The organism is Dactylosporangium vinaceum, from assembly GCF_019904175.1.
GTDB lineage: Bacteria > Actinomycetota > Actinomycetes > Mycobacteriales > Micromonosporaceae > Dactylosporangium > Dactylosporangium vinaceum.
Genome location: NZ_CP061913.1, coordinates 1969518 through 1983731 on the forward strand (window position 1 = coordinate 1969518; position 14214 = coordinate 1983731).

The following is a 14214-nucleotide window of genomic DNA, read 5'->3' on the forward strand; positions in this document are numbered from 1 at the left end:
GGGGAGTTGGTCTGGTGGGTAGGTTTGGCCCATGCGGATCGGGTTCGGGCTGCCGGTGTCGGGGTCGTGGGCTACGCCGGAGCGGTTGGGACGGGTGGCGGTCGCGGCGGAGCGGGAGGGGTACGACTCGCTCTGGTCGTTCCAGCGGCTCTATGTCGGGGCTGAGCAGGAGCTCGACCCGTTCTATCGCAGCGTGCTCGACCCGCTCGTCGCGCTCGGGTACGCCGCGGCGCTCACCGAAACGATCCGGCTCGGCGTGGCGGTGGTCAATCTGCCGTTCGTGAGCCCCACGTACCTCGCCAAGCAGGCGGCCACCCTCGACGTCCTCAGCGGCGGGCGGGTGGATCTCGGGCTCGGGACCGGGTGGTCGGAGGCCGAGTTCACGGCCGCGGGGGCCAGCGCGGAGCGGAGAGCGGCGCGGACGCGGGAGTTCGTGGCGGTACTGCGGACGCTGTGGCGTGACGAGGTCAGCGAGTTCGCCGGCGAGTTCTTCACCGTGCCGCGCGGGCGCATGCTGCCGCGGCCGGTGCAGGAGGACGGGGTGCAGATCCTGCTCGGCGGGTCGGTTCCGGCGGCGCTGCGGCGGGCCGGGGAGATCGCCGACGGGTGGGTCAGCCGCAGTGCGCACGACCTGACGCAGATAAGCCGGGACGTCGAGCTGGTGCGCGAGGGCGCGGAGAAGGCCGGGCGCGATCCGGACAGGGTGCGCATCGTGTGCCGCGGGGCGCTGTTCCGGCCCGGGCGCGGCTTCCTCGACGGGTCGTGGGAGAAGATCCGCGAGGACGTGGCCTGGCTGGGGACCCAGGGGGTCACGGAGATCTTCTATGACCTGAACTTCGACCCCTCGATCGCGGCGCCCGAGGTGGACGCGGACGCGGCTGAGGAGCGGGCCCTGGACATCCTGCACAACCTCACACCGCGGGGACTAAGTTGAGGGAATGTCGCGACCGGTCATCGGCCTGACCACGTACGCCGAGGAAACCCGCTTCGGGCTCAACGACACGTTCTCCGCGGTCCTGCCGCTCTCCTACGTGCACGCCGTGCACAGCTCGGGCGGCCGCGCCGTCCTGGTGACCCCGGACGACCCCGACGCCGACGTCCTCGACGGGCTGCACGGGATCATGTTCACCGGCGGTTCGGACGTGAACCCTGACCTGTACGGGGAGCCACCGCACGCCACCACCAAGGTCAAGCCCGAGCGCGACGCCGCCGAGCTGCTGCTCATGCGGGCCGCCCTCGAAGCCGACCTGCCGCTGTTCGGGATCTGCCGCGGCATGCAGCTCATGTGTGTCGCATACGGCGGGCGCCTCCACCAGCACCTCCCCGACGTCCTCGGCCACCACAACCACCGCCCGGTGAGCGGCCCGAAGTTCGGCGAGCACCCGGTCCGCCTGACCCCGGGCTCCCGCACGGCCGCGATCCTGGGCGAGGCGGTGATCGTCAACTCGTTCCACCACCAGGGCTGCGCCGACCCGGGCGGCCTGGTGCCGACCGGCTGGTGCCCCGAGGACAACCTGATCGAGGTCGTGGAGGACCCGGCGCGCAGCTTCGCGATAGGGGTGCAGTGGCACCCCGAGGACACGACGGATTTCCGGCTGTTCGAGGCTTTTGTCGAGGCTGCCCGCATGCGCCGCGATCAGGTGGCCGCCAAGCGCTGAACGATATTGGCCGAGTGGCCGCTCCTTGCGCACCTGGCGACGCGCCGCCCGGCTGGGGCGTTCACCAGACGAAGCGCCAGGATGATGCGGCGCCCCGGGTCGCAAAGCCGAGACGCACCGCGAGCGTCGCTGCGCTCGGATGCGTCGCTGCGCTCGGATGCGTCGCGGGCCGTGCTGAGTGCAGAGGCGCCCGGGCGGCGCTGCGCTAGGAGGCGGCCTCGTCGGAGGTGCGGTGCTCGATCCGCAGGTCCGGGGCCGTTTCGCGGTACTCTTCGCGGTCGTCGGAGTCTGCCAGTACAGCCGCAGCCTGGGCTTCTGGATCGTCACTGCCGGCCGCGAGCTCTTCGGGCAGCAGCGCGGCGCGGTCGTGGATGCGGTCGTCGTCGTCGATCATGCCTGGGTGGTTACCCGGACAGGCCCGTGTTGATGCGCGTTAGGCTTCTGGCCATGAAGGTTCGCGCTCCCCTTGCCCCCGGCACGCAGACTCCGTGGCGTCAGGTTCCCGCCGGCATTGCGCGGCCCGAGTACGTCGGGAAGCGGGCGCCCGCCAAGCATCGCGGGTCGGACGTGCAGACACCGGAGGTCATCGCGCGGATGCGGGTGGCGTCGAAGCTGGCCGCGCAGGCGACCGCGCTGGCCGGGGAGCACGCGCAGCCGGGTGTGACGACCGACGAGATCGACCGGGTGGTGCACGAGTTCCTCTGCGACAACGGGGCGTACCCGTCGACGCTCGGCTACAAGGGCTTCCCCAAGTCGTGCTGCACCTCGCTCAACGAGGTCATCTGCCACGGTATCCCCGACTCCACGGTGATCGAGGACGGCGACATCCTCAACGTCGACGTGACAGCGTTCATCGGCGGGGTGCACGGCGACACCAACGCGACATTCTGCGTCGGCGACGTGGCCGAGGAGGACCGGCTGCTGGTCGAGCGGACCAAAGAGGCGATGATGCGGGGCATCCGCGCGGTCGCGCCCGGGCGGCCGCTGAACGCGGTCGGGCGGGTCATCGAGGCGTACGCCAAGCGGTTCCACTACGGCGTCGTGCGCGACTTCACCGGGCACGGCATCAACGAGGTCTTCCACACCGGGCTCTACGTGCCCCACTACGACAATCCGCGGCTCACGACGATCATGGAGCCGGGGATGACGTTCACCATCGAGCCCATGATCACGCTGGGCACGCACGAGTACGACATCTGGAAGGACGGCTGGACCGTCGTCACCAAGGATCGCAAGTGGACGGCCCAGTTCGAGCACACGATCGTCGTCACCGAGGACGGCTACGAGATCCTGACGCTGCCCTAGTCCACGATCAGCGGTTGTACTCGCCCGAGCCCGCGAGCCCGAGTGTCGGCAAGCCCGGCGGCTGCGCTCGGAAGCGGCGGCGGCCGGGTCGTACGGTCGTCCGGTCGGGTGCCCGTGGCCTGAGCCGTCCCGGGGGTCCATGGCTCCCCGAGACGGCAGGCTCACGAGACGGCGAATTGGTTGGGAACGACCCGTCGCTTATCGCGGCTGGATCGTCGGACCGGCCCACGCGGTGCGGCGCATGTCTGGCCCTCCTCTCGTCTAGACGCTCGTGGCGTGATGCAACGATCGTCGCGGAGCGGACAGCCCCATGGGGTGACGCCGACTTGCTGTGGCACAAGTTCGGGAGTATCAGCGTCAGACGGTTTTGCCGGGGAAGGCGGCCACCAGCGGGGTAAGGCTGCCGGCCTTGCGGAACGCGACCGCGCGCGTGGTGCAGTCGACGAGCGCATCGAGGACGGTCTTGCGCAGGTCGCCGTCGGTGGCCGGCAGGGCCAGGCGCCACTGGGCCGCGGTGCGGTCCTCCAGCTGGACGGCGAGCTTCAGCGCGGACGCGCGGTCGGTGACCGCGAACGGCAGCTGATAGGACGGTGCGGTCGGGGGCGGGGTGATGCCGTCGCTCGTGAGGCGCACGAGCAGCGCGTCCCGGCGGGTGCGGTGCGCGTTGTCGGCCGCGCGGGCCAGTGCGATGGTCGTGCTGTCGAGCTTGGGTCCCAGCACGCCGTACCCATAAACAGCTGCGTGTTCTGCTGTCAACGCGGCGACCAGGCGCTCGTCGGCCGGCTTCATGCCAGCACCTCTCCGTGGCCGGCGCGGCACGCGGCGATCGAGCCCAGGAGCTCGGCCCGATACGACGGGGCGGCCAGGCAGGCGCCCTCCGCGTCCTGGCGGGCGTCCTTCTCCAGCTGCCCGAGGTCCTTCAGCGCGGCGGCCTGGTCCGACGGGACCGGCGCGGCCGAGCCCGTGACGGCCGGGGAGCCACTGGGCGCGGGGAAGGGGCCCTGCTCGGGCACGCCGATCTCCCGGGCCAGCGCGATCACGTGCTGATCGTGGTTGTCCTTGAGCGGGCCCAGACGGTCCTGGAGGGCCGGGACGGCGGCCAGCACGGCGACGTAACGGTCACGCAGCGCAACCGTGCGGGTCAGCAGCGGCATGAGGGCGTCGCCGGTCGGGTCGTACTTCGGCGCGGGCGGGTCGCCGCCGAGGTCGCAGGCCGCCAGCGACCCGGTCGTGACCGCCGCGGCGGCGGCGAGCAGAGCGCGTCGGCGGAGGAGCACCGGCCTAGTGAACACCATCGGCGGGCCCGGCCGCGCACCCGCCCTCTGAAGGCCCTGGTAAATGCCGGTGCGTGGCGCGGGCGGGTGGCGTTCGGAGCGCCGCCGGGACGTCCCGCGGCCCGTCGCGTTACGCTCTGCACGAGCCGCCCGCGCAACAGAACGCAGGCGGCGTTGAGGCGTGCGCCCGTGCGGGTGCCTGAAGGAGGGGTGTCGATCTATGGCGCAGCAGCATCGACAGAGCCTCCTTGCGGTGGTCGAACCGATCGTCACAGCCGGTGGTTTCGACCTCGAAGATCTCTCCATCACCCGGGTCGGGCGCAAGCACCTCCTGCGCATCGCGGTCGACAGCGATGAGGGCGTCGACCTGGACAAGGTGGCCGAGCTGTCCCGGAGCATCTCCACGGCGCTGGACAAGGCCGAGGCCGAGGGCGACGAGCTGATCGCGGGGGAGTACGAGCTGGAGGTCGGCTCGCCCGGTGTCTCCCGCCCGCTGACCCTGCCGCGACACTGGCGGCGCAACCGCAGCCGGCTGGTCAAGGTCAAGGTGGCCGGTCGCGAGGTGACCGGGCGCATCATTGCCGCCGACGACGCCGGGGTGACCCTCGACGTCGACGGCACGAAGACGAAGCATGTGTACACCGACCTCGGACCCGGGAAGGTCGAGGTGGAGCTGAAGCGGCTCGCCGAGCTTCCCGACCCCGAGGACGAAGCGACCGACGAGGACGACGACGAGGAAGAAGGGGAGGACGGGGCATGAACATCGACCTTGCGGCCCTCCGCGCACTGGAGCGCGAGCGCGAGATCCCGTTCGAGACCATCCTCGCGGCGATCGAGACAGCCCTGCTGACTGCCTACCGGCACACCGACGGGGCCAACCCGCACGCGCGGGTCGAGATCGACCGGAAGACCGGCGCCGCGTCGGTGCTGGCCCAGGACATGGACGACGACGGGGCGATCGTGCGCGAGTACGACGACACCCCGCACGACTTCGGGCGCATCGCGGCGATGACGGCCAAGCAGGTGATCCTGCAGCGGCTGCGCGAGGCCACCGACGAGGCGCACTTCGGCGAGTACGTGGGGCGCGACGGCGATCTGGTCACCGGCGTGATTCAGGCGCACGAGGCGCGGGCCGAGAAGGGCATCGTCACCATCGACCTCGGCAAGATCGAGGGGATGCTGCCGGCGGCCGAGCAGGTGCCCGGGGAGCGCTACGAGCACGGTCAGCGGATCAAGGCGATCGTCGTCCACGTGGTCAAGGGCTTCCGCGGCCCCCAGGTCACCCTGTCGCGCTCGCACCCGAATCTGGTCAAGCGGCTGTTCGCTCTGGAAGTGCCGGAGATCACCGACGGTACTGTGGAAATCGCCGCGATCGCGCGAGAAGCCGGACACCGGACCAAGATCGCGGTGCGCTCGACGGTCGCCGGGGTGAACGCGAAGGGGGCCTGCATCGGCCCCATGGGGCAGCGCGTCCGCGCGGTCATGAGCGAGCTGCACGGTGAAAAGATCGACATTATCGACTGGTCCGAGGACCCTGCGCAGTTCGTCGGAAATGCCCTTTCTCCCGCAAAAGCGCTCAACGTCGAGGTCGTCGACGCGGCCAACCGGGCGGCCCGGGTGACGGTCCCGGACTTCCAACTTTCCCTGGCCATCGGCAGAGAGGGCCAGAACGCACGGCTCGCCGCGCGGCTCACCGGATGGCGGATTGATATCAGACCGGACAACGCTCCGGACGGCAACGTCGATCACGTCACCGGACCGGGCGCGGCGCGCGCCGAAAGTGCAGGGTAGACTTCTTGACGGTACGTCGCACGCCCCCGGCTGGCATGCCCGCGAACTCGGCCCTGCTCATAACTCGGCCGGTCCGCACGTGCATTGGATGCCGGAAGCGTGCGTCATCCTCCGAGTTGCTGCGATTTGTCGCGATCGAGAGTGGTCCTGACCAGTTCAGGGCCGTCCCCGATCCGGCTCGCAGACGGTCGGGCCGGGGCGCCCACGTGCATCCCGATCCGGCCTGCCTCGCGCTAGCGGAGCGCAGGCGCGCCTTCGGGCGGGCCCTGCGCATCTCCGGGGTCCTGGACACCGGCCCGCTGGCCGAAGCCGTCGCCACTGCCGCACACGGGCAGGGCGTGGCGGTGACGGAGCCGGAGCATACGCAGTGACTGGAACCGCCGGTGGTGGGAGCGCGACGCCCCACCCGGACACGCTAGGTAGGACGACGGACATGAGCACACGATGAAGTCCCTGAGATGACCAGGCTTCAAGTGCACGAGTGAGGTCGGAGCGGAACTTGCCGCCCGGCCTCGAGGTGAGGAGTGTAGTGGCAGGCAAGGCCCGCGTACACGAGCTTGCAAAAGAGCTCGGGGTCGAAAGCAAGACCGTACTCGCGAAGCTGCAAGAGCTCGGTGAGTACGTGAAGTCCGCATCCAGCACGGTCGAGGCGCCAGTGGCGCGACGGCTGCGAGCGAGCTTCGAAAACGGTGGAGGGTCGTCTTCGGCGCCCTCGGCACCCGCAGCCCCGTCCGCGTCGGCTCCTTCGTCGACGCCGGTACCGGCGGCACCCCGTCCGGCGCCGTCTCCGGCGGCGAAGCCCTTTGCGCCTCCGAAGCGGCCCGCGCCGCCCGCAGGTGGCGGATCCGGTGGTCCTGGAGGCGGAGGCCGCGGCCCCGTGCCCGGCCCGCCGCGTCCGGCCCCCCCGGCGGTCAAGCCGACGAGTGCGCACGACATCGAGGTGGCGGCCGCCGAGCAGCGCGCCGCCGCGCTGAAGGCTGAGCAGGAAGCGGCGATGAAGGCCGCCCAGCAGGCCCGTCAGCGGGAGAACACCCGGCGCGACTCGCCGCAGCCGCCCAGCGGCGGCGGCCCCGGTGCGCCCTCGCCCGGTCCCCGGCCCGGCCCCGCGCCCAGCTCGGACCGCGGTGCCCCCGGCTCGGGCGCTCCGCGCCCCGGTCAGGGCCCCCGGCCCGGTGGCGGGCAGCGTCCGCCGCGGTCGCCGGGCAACAACCCGTTCGGTGTGTCGGGTGGCGCCTCGCCGCGCCCGCCGACACCCGGCAACATTCCCCGGCCCAACCCGTCCTCCATGCCGCCGCGGCCCAACCCGGCGTCCATGGGCGGCCCGCGGCCCAACCCGTCGCAGATGCCGAGCCAGCGGCCCGGTCGTCCCGCCGGCGGACCCGGCGGTGACCGTCCGGGTCGTCCCGGTGGCGGCGGCGGAGGCTTCCGCGGCGGCCCCGGTGGCGGTGGCGGCGGTGCCGGTCGTCCCGGCGGTCCCGGTGGCGGCGGCGCCGGTGGCGGTTTCCGTGGCGGTCCCGGTGGGGGCGGCGGCGGTGGCGGCTTCCGTGGCGGCCCCGGTGGGGGCGGCGGTGCCGGCGGTGGCGGTGGCTACCGTGGCGGCCCCGGTGGCGGTGGCGGTGCCCCAGCGGGCGCCGGTGCCGGTCGTCCGGGCGGCGGCGCGGGCGGTCGCGGCCGTGGCGGCGGTGCCGCGGGTGCCTTCGGGCGTCCCGGTGGCCGGCCGACGCGTGGCCGCAAGTCGAAGAAGCAGCGCAGACAGGAGTTCGACAACCTCTCCGCGCCCACCATGGGCTCGGGCGCCCCGCGGGGTCAGGGTCAGGCGATCCGCCTCCCGCAGGGTGCGTCGCTGTCGGACTTCGCCGACCGGATCAACGCCAACCCGGGCTCGCTCGTCCAGGAGATGTTCAACCTGGGTGAGATGGTGACGGCTACCCAGTCGTGCACCAACGAGACCCTGATGCTGCTCGGTGAGCACCTCGGCTTCGACGTGCAGATCGTCAGCCCCGAGGACGAGGACCGCGAGCTGCTGGCCCGCTTCGACATCGACCTCGACGCCGATGTCGACGAGGAGCGCCTGGTCGTCCGGCCGCCGGTCGTGACCGTCATGGGTCACGTCGACCACGGTAAGACGAAGCTGCTCGACGCGATCCGCCAGACGAACGTCGCGGGCGGTGAGGCCGGTGGCATCACCCAGCACATCGGTGCCTACCAGGTGCACGTCCAGCACGAGGACGAGGACCGCGCGGTCACCTTCATCGACACCCCGGGTCACGAGGCGTTCACCGCCATGCGTGCCCGCGGTGCGCAGGCCACGGACATCGTGGTCCTGGTGGTGGCGGCCGACGACGGCGTGATGCCTCAGACGATCGAGGCGCTCAACCACGCCCAGGCGGCCGAGGTGCCGATCGTGGTCGCGGTGAACAAGATCGACAAGCCCGAGGCCAACCCGGCCAAGGTGCGGCAGGAGCTGACGCAGTACGGCCTGGTCGCCGAGGAGTACGGCGGCGAGACCATGTTCGTCGACATCTCGGCCAAGAGCCGGATCAACATCGACGGACTGCTCGAGGCCATCCTGCTGACCGCCGATGCCGCGCTCGACCTGCGCGCGCCCATCGACGGCCCGGCCCAGGGCATCGCGATCGAGTCGCACCTCGACCGCGGCCGCGGCCCGGTCGCCACCGTCCTGGTGGAGAAGGGCACGCTCAACGTCGGTGACTCGATCGTCGCCGGCCGCGCCTACGGACGCGTCCGCGCGATGCTCGACGAGAACGGCAAGCCCGTGCCGCACGCGGGTCCGGCCCGTCCGGTCCTCGTGCTCGGCCTGACCTCGGTGCCCGGTGCCGGCGACACGTTCCTCGCCGCCGACGACGACCGCACCGCGCGTCAGATCGCCGAGCAGCGGCAGGCCCGCCGCCGCGCGGCCGAGATGGCGGCGCGCACCGGCCGGGTCACCCTGGAGACGCTGTTCGACCAGCTCAAGCAGGGCGAGAAGACCACGCTCAACCTCATCCTCAAGGGTGACGGCTCGGGCTCGGTCGAGGCGCTCGAGGACGCGCTGGTCAAGATCGTCGTCTCCGACGAGGTGCAGCTGCGGATCATCCACCGCGGCGTCGGTGCGGTCACGCAGGACGACGTCAACCTGGCCAGCGCCTCGGACGCGATCATCATCGGGTTCAACGTGCGGGCCGAGGGCCGCACGCGCGACCTGGCCGACCGCGAGGGCGTGGAGATCCGGTACTACACCGTCATCTACCAGGCCATCGAGGAGATCGAGTCCTCCCTCAAGGGCCTGCTCAAGCCGGTCTACGAGGAGGTCGAGCTCGGCTCGGCGGAGATCCGCGAGGTCTTCCGCTCGTCGCGCTTCGGCAACATCGCGGGCTGCATCGTCCGTACCGGCCTGATCCGGCGCAACACCAAGGCGCGCCTGGTCCGCGACGGTGCGGTGGTGAACGACAACCTGACGATCGCCGGCCTGCGCCGGTTCAAGGACGACGCGACCGAGGTCCGCGAGGGCTTCGAGTGTGGTATCACGCTCGGGACCTACAACGACATCCAGATCGGCGACGTCATCGAGACGTGGGAGCTTCGCGAGAAGCCGCGCGTCTGATCGACAGCGGTAACTGAGGGGGCCGTGGCGTTCGCGCCGCGGCCCTCGCGCTTTACGCCGCTTTTGCGCCTCTTCGCGCGGCTGCCTGCGCCCCGATTTTGTCCTTTGGGTTCCCCCGCGGGCGGGGGTAACGTGAATCACATTATGGAGCTGCAGTGGTGGTCGATCGAGGTGCGCGACGGGGAGTACCCCGCGCGACTCTGGCGTGATGCACACAGCGCGGCCCTGATCGAGGCCGCGCTGACCCACGGGGCCCGCGACTGGTCCTGGCGTTCCGAGGACTTCGGAGTCGTGTTCGAGCTCGGCTTCGACGACGCCGGCGACTGGGCCCGCTTCCGCGCTCTGCCGGCGGTGACCGCCGCCCTGGACGCGGTCGCCCCGGACTCCCTCTACGTGTACCGAGGTCGCGGCGGCAGCGCCGGCGCCGTCCACCCACGCAGACGGGGGCCGTTGCCGGCGGTGGGGGCGGCGGCGATCCCGATCGAGCCGGAGCCGCCGATCGTGGCTCGACCTCCGCTGGAGCCATACGTGCCGGGACTGGTGGCCTGAACCTCCGCCTTCTCGGAGCCTGCCGCTGACCCGGCCTCGCCCGCGCCCGCGCGCCCGGTCCGCCTGCGCCCGCGCGCCCGACCCGCCTGCGCCTGCGCGTCCTGCCCGATTGCGCCCGCGCGTCCTGCCCGACTGGGTCCGCGCGTCCGACCAGGCTGCGCCCACGCGTCTGGCCCGACTGCGTCTGCGCGTGGGTTGCCCGCGCGACCGAGCCCTGCGCGCCCGCGTCCGGCCCTTCCGGATTTGCGCCTATGTGTCCACGTTTCTGGGCTATCCGCGCCGGCATCCGCCGGGTCCGCGCTTCCGCGCTTCTGCGCTTCCGCGCCTCCGCGCCTCCGCGCGTGCCACCTCCGCGAGCGCCGTCTATGCGCCGCGCGTGCCGCCTTCGTGCCGCGTCCGCGCGTGCCGCCTTCGTGCCGCGTCCACGCGTGCCGCCTTCGTGCCGCGTCCGCGCGTGCCGCCTCCGTGCCGCCTCCGTGCCGCCTCCGTGCGTGCCCGCCTCCGCGCCGCGTCCGCGCGTGCCGCGCGTGCCGGGCGTTTGCTGCGTGTCGGACACCCGAGGCGCCGGGCGGTGCAGGTTTTTCGTTCTGACCTGTTGTTGCGCGGACGCCGAAGGGAGGCGCCCCAGGCACCGAGCGCTTCGCCCACTCTGGCTCGGTGGGCTTCGCATTGACCGACCCAGAGCAGGCGCTGGCGGGAGCAGCGGTCGCAGGCACCGCGGGCCCGAGTCATAATGGGGTTTAACGGCGCGCGGAAGCGCGGTTCAACGGATAGGATCTTGCGCCGTGTACACGGGAACCGCGGTCTTTGACCTGATTCTGCCGGGCGACTCGCGATCGTTGAAGGCCAAGCGCGGCTATGTGCGGCCTTTGATCGCTTTTCTGCGCAAATTTGAGGTGTCCGTGGCGGAGGTCGGGGCGCTCGAGCTGACCGGGCGGGCTGAGATCGGCATCGCGGTCGTGGCGGCGGAGGCCGGGCATGTGCGGGAGGTGCTCGACACGTGTGAGCGCGCGGTCGCGGGGCGGCCCGAGCTCGAGTTGCTGTCCGTGCGTCGGCGGCTGCATGGTGACCACGACGAGTAAATCTGCCTTTCGGTGCGCGGCCTCGCGAGCGGGGCGCGGGTACTGTCAAGGCGTTGGTCAGATCTTCAGGTCCCGCAGGTCGGCCCCAGGGTGGCCGGCGGGCCGTTTGGCTGCGGAGGTGTTCGAGATGACGGATCCGGCGAAGGTGCGGCGGCACGCGGAGCGCGTGCGTGAACTTGTCGCATCGGTGGTGCGGACGCAGATCAAGGACCCCCGGCTCGGCATGATCACGATCACTGATGCTCGGATCACGGCCGACCTGCGTGAGGCGACCGTGTTCTACACGGTGCTCGGCGATGCGGCGGCGCAGGCCGGCACCGCGGCCGCACTGGAGAGCGCCAAGGGTCTGCTGCGCTCGACCGTCGGCAAGGCACTGGGGCTGCGGCACTCGCCGAGCCTCGCGTTCGTGCGCGACGACGTGTCCGAGCAGGTGAAGCACATCGACGAGCTGCTGGCCAGCGCGCGCAGCGCGGACGCGGAGGTCCAGCGGCTGGCGGCGGGCGCGCACTATGCGGGCGACCCGCAGCCGTACAAGATCGAGGATGACGAGTCCGATGACGATCTCGAGGCCGACGGGGCCGACGACGAGGTCGTCGTGGGCCAGGACCGGCGGTGAGCGACGCGGCCGCCGCCCCGCTGCCCCCTGAGGCGGAGTGGGCGGCGGCCGTCGCCGCGCTGCGTGCGCTTCCGCGCGGCGCGAGGGTCCTCCTGGCCTGCCACGTGAACCCCGACGGTGACGCGCTCGGAAGCATGCTCGGGTGCGGCCTCGGGCTGCGCGCGGTCGCGGACGAGCTCGGGATCGGGCGGCTCACCGCGACGTTCCCGGGGCCGCTGGTGCTGCCCGCGCCGTTCGACACGCTCCCGGGCACCGACCTGCTCGTGGCCGAGGAGGACGCCGATCCGGCGCCAGACGCGATGCTTGTCTTCGACGTGGCCAGCAGCGAGCGGCTCGGAGGCCTGGCCGACCGGCTGCGCACGGCGCCCGTCGGCATCGTGCTCGATCACCACGTGTCGAACCCCGGCTTCGGCCGGATCAACCTCGTGGACCCAACGGCCGCGGCGACGTCGGTGCTGTCCGACGGGCTGCTGCGGCGCCTCGGCGTGCCCCTGGACCCGGCCATCGCCGAGTGCCTCTACGTCGCGCTGTCCACCGACACCGGCTCGTTCAAGTTCGCGTCCACGACGCCGGCGGTGCACGAGTTCGCGGCCCGGCTGATCGCCGCCGGCATCCAGGTCGGCGAGATCTCGCGGCGCCTGTTCGACACGCGGCCGATCGGGGCGCTGCGGCTCTTCGGCGTCGCGCTGGCCCGGATGGTCCTCGAACGCGCGGGCGCGGGCGGGCTGGGGTTCGCGTGGACGTACCTCACGCTCGATGAACTGGCCGCCCACGACCAGAAGCCGGCCGCCGTCGAGGCGCTCATCGACACGGTGCGCAGCGTCGCCGAGGCCGACGTCGCGTGCCTCGTCAAGCCGGTGAGGCCGGGGGAGTGGTCGGTCTCGCTGCGCAGCAAGGGCGCGGTCGACGTGAGCGCGGTCGCGGTGGCGCTCGGGGGCGGCGGGCACCGGTTCGCGGCCGGGTTCAGCGCGACCGGGCGGGTCGAGGACGTCGTCGACGCGGTCCGCACACTCCTGCCCGCCCCCTCGGATGTCAGGGTTAACTCCGGGAGAACATCGGGGCCATAACGGCTGGCCCGGACACATCCACTGCGGTGACAATCGATGGATGGACCGACCCGAGCTGGTTGCGGAGGTCGACCGGGCCTGGGCCCGGCCGGTGGTAATGACCCCCGTCTTTGCGCTCATCGCCCTGGTCGGCGGCGCCTCGCCGTCCTTCGGCCTGCGGGCCAACCTGCTCGTCCTGACCACCGGCGGCGCGCTGTTCTGGCTCGGGATGTCGCCCCACGCGCCCCGGCGGACGTCGCCTCCGCGCCTGGCCCGCGGCGCCACCTGGTGGCTGGTGCCGCTGCTGCTCTTCGGCGTCGTGGAGGGGGCGACGTTCCTCAACGGGACGTACGCGTACCCGACGCTGTCCCGTCTGGCCGACCCCGTGCTCGAGCACTACTGGGCCCGCGCGGGCGCGTACTACGGCTGGCTCTGGGCGTTCTGGGCCATGGTGCGGCGGTGAGCGCCGGCCAGGTGCTCGTCGCCATCCTGTACACCGTGGCCATCGGGCTGTTCGCCGCGGTCGAGATCGCGTCGCGCCGCGAGGGCTCGCGCGTGCCGTCCCTCGGCGATGTGTGCGGCGTCGTCATGCGCTACCGCGTAGGCCCCCTCCCCGTCGGCCGGATCGCCATGTTCAGCTTTTGGTGGTGGCTCGGCTGGCACTTCCTGGCCCGCTGACGGCACCTTTTCGACCCTGCGGCAGCGGCGGATTCCGGGGCCGCTTCGCGCCCGCGCCGGATCGGGCGTACTCCGCCTCTGCACCCCGTCCGGCCTGCTGAGCTGCGCAATCGATCGCTCGTTCGAGGGAATTTGGCGTTCCAGATTGCGGGATGGCGTCGCACATCGTGAAACTGAACGATAGCTTAGGAATATGCGCACAGTACGAATTCTTCGCTGCCCGCCCCGGGCGAACCGCTAGCGAGCGGGTCCCGGCGGCGGGTGTCAACGGCCCGCACCATCACGCCGGAAGCGAGGAATCACGTGCGCAGCCCAACAGTGTCAACAGGCCGACACCACCCAGGTCGGTCTCCTTGGCGTGCTTTGTGCGTGTCTCCCGGTGACCCCGGCGCGACCCACCAAGTACTGACCACAGCACCATGCAACAGAGGAGACCTTCGTCATGCCTGAGCAGCAGAAGCCCCAGCCCAAGCCGCAGGAGCCGGCCACCGACACCCGCGAGCGCGCCCGCGCCGCACTGCAGATGTCGATGGACCGCCGCGGCTGACCTTTGTAAGCGCCCATAAACCGTTCCGCCCTTACTATGGGCGGGTGACGGTCGATCAGGCACC

At 71.7% G+C, this 14214-nt stretch carries 16 protein-coding genes; 13 read left to right on the forward strand and 3 right to left on the reverse strand.

Translation table 11 applies throughout. The features are described from left to right. Positions 1 to 31: 31 nt before the first annotated feature. Together Dvina_RS08520 and Dvina_RS08525 are read left to right on the forward strand one after the other, a co-directional pair. The gene (locus tag Dvina_RS08520) at positions 32 to 934 is read left to right on the forward strand and encodes an LLM class flavin-dependent oxidoreductase (RefSeq protein ID WP_223101866.1); all 903 of its coding nucleotides are present in this window, start codon (positions 32 to 34) and stop codon (positions 932 to 934) included. Between the two features lie 4 nt (positions 935 to 938). Beyond that, positions 939 to 1658: a gamma-glutamyl-gamma-aminobutyrate hydrolase family protein gene (locus Dvina_RS08525; protein ID WP_223101867.1), complete on the forward strand. Its 720-nt coding sequence runs from the start codon at positions 939 to 941 to the stop codon at positions 1656 to 1658. A gap of 205 nt (positions 1659 to 1863) precedes the next feature. On the opposite strand, the gene Dvina_RS08530 is transcribed toward Dvina_RS08525, so the two are convergent. Then, positions 1864 to 2052, reverse strand: coding sequence for a hypothetical protein (locus Dvina_RS08530; protein ID WP_223101868.1), 189 nt, complete (start codon positions 2050 to 2052; stop codon positions 1864 to 1866). Between the two features lie 53 nt (positions 2053 to 2105). On the opposite strand from Dvina_RS08530, the gene map reads away from it, so the two are divergent. Continuing rightward, positions 2106 to 2963, forward strand: coding sequence for a type I methionyl aminopeptidase (gene map / locus Dvina_RS08535; protein WP_223101869.1), 858 nt, complete (start codon positions 2106 to 2108; stop codon positions 2961 to 2963). Between the two features lie 357 nt (positions 2964 to 3320). On the opposite strand, the gene Dvina_RS08540 is transcribed toward map, so the two are convergent. Then, the gene (locus tag Dvina_RS08540) at positions 3321 to 3752 is read right to left on the reverse strand and encodes a ferritin-like domain-containing protein (protein WP_223101870.1); all 432 of its coding nucleotides are present in this window, start codon (positions 3750 to 3752) and stop codon (positions 3321 to 3323) included. Next, positions 3749 to 4240 carry a hypothetical protein gene (locus tag Dvina_RS08545; protein WP_223101871.1) on the reverse strand — a complete coding sequence of 164 codons (492 nt, stop codon included), beginning with the start codon at positions 4238 to 4240 and terminating at the stop codon, positions 3749 to 3751. Before Dvina_RS08545 ends, Dvina_RS08540 begins: the two co-directional genes overlap by 4 nt. A 250-nt stretch (positions 4241 to 4490) precedes the next feature. On the opposite strand from Dvina_RS08545, the gene rimP reads away from it, so the two are divergent. The 10 genes from rimP (at position 4491) to Dvina_RS08595 (ending at position 13603) form a co-directional block, all read left to right on the forward strand. Beyond that, the gene (rimP, locus tag Dvina_RS08550) at positions 4491 to 4997 is read left to right on the forward strand and encodes a ribosome maturation factor RimP (RefSeq protein WP_246656104.1); all 507 of its coding nucleotides are present in this window, start codon (positions 4491 to 4493) and stop codon (positions 4995 to 4997) included. Continuing rightward, positions 4994 to 6028, forward strand: coding sequence for a transcription termination factor NusA (gene nusA, locus Dvina_RS08555; RefSeq protein ID WP_223101873.1), 1035 nt, complete (start codon positions 4994 to 4996; stop codon positions 6026 to 6028). The genes rimP and nusA overlap by 4 nt, the downstream gene beginning before the upstream one ends. A gap of 35 nt (positions 6029 to 6063) precedes the next feature. Further along, positions 6064 to 6399: a YlxR family protein gene (locus Dvina_RS08560; protein ID WP_223105406.1), complete on the forward strand. Its 336-nt coding sequence runs from the start codon at positions 6064 to 6066 to the stop codon at positions 6397 to 6399. 158 nt (positions 6400 to 6557) lie between these two features. After that, positions 6558 to 9632: a translation initiation factor IF-2 gene (infB, locus tag Dvina_RS08565; RefSeq protein ID WP_223105407.1), complete on the forward strand. Its 3075-nt coding sequence runs from the start codon at positions 6558 to 6560 to the stop codon at positions 9630 to 9632. 144 nt (positions 9633 to 9776) lie between these two features. Then, positions 9777 to 10181: a hypothetical protein gene (locus Dvina_RS08570; protein WP_223101874.1), complete on the forward strand. Its 405-nt coding sequence runs from the start codon at positions 9777 to 9779 to the stop codon at positions 10179 to 10181. Positions 10182 to 10966: 785 nt separating this feature from the next. Beyond that, the gene (locus tag Dvina_RS08575) at positions 10967 to 11263 is read left to right on the forward strand and encodes a DUF503 domain-containing protein (protein ID WP_223101875.1); all 297 of its coding nucleotides are present in this window, start codon (positions 10967 to 10969) and stop codon (positions 11261 to 11263) included. A 127-nt stretch (positions 11264 to 11390) separates the two neighbouring features. Continuing rightward, positions 11391 to 11879, forward strand: a complete 489-nt coding sequence (gene rbfA / locus Dvina_RS08580) for a 30S ribosome-binding factor RbfA (protein ID WP_223101876.1) — start codon at positions 11391 to 11393, stop codon at positions 11877 to 11879. Further along, positions 11876 to 12946, forward strand: coding sequence for a DHH family phosphoesterase (locus tag Dvina_RS08585; protein ID WP_223101877.1), 1071 nt, complete (start codon positions 11876 to 11878; stop codon positions 12944 to 12946). The genes rbfA and Dvina_RS08585 overlap by 4 nt, the downstream gene beginning before the upstream one ends. 40 nt (positions 12947 to 12986) lie before the next feature. After that, the gene (locus tag Dvina_RS08590) at positions 12987 to 13388 is read left to right on the forward strand and encodes a hypothetical protein (RefSeq protein ID WP_223101878.1); all 402 of its coding nucleotides are present in this window, start codon (positions 12987 to 12989) and stop codon (positions 13386 to 13388) included. An 11-nt stretch (positions 13389 to 13399) separates the two neighbouring features. Beyond that, positions 13400 to 13603, forward strand: coding sequence for a DUF6186 family protein (locus Dvina_RS08595; protein ID WP_223105408.1), 204 nt, complete (start codon positions 13400 to 13402; stop codon positions 13601 to 13603). Positions 13604 to 14214: the final 611 nt, after the last annotated feature.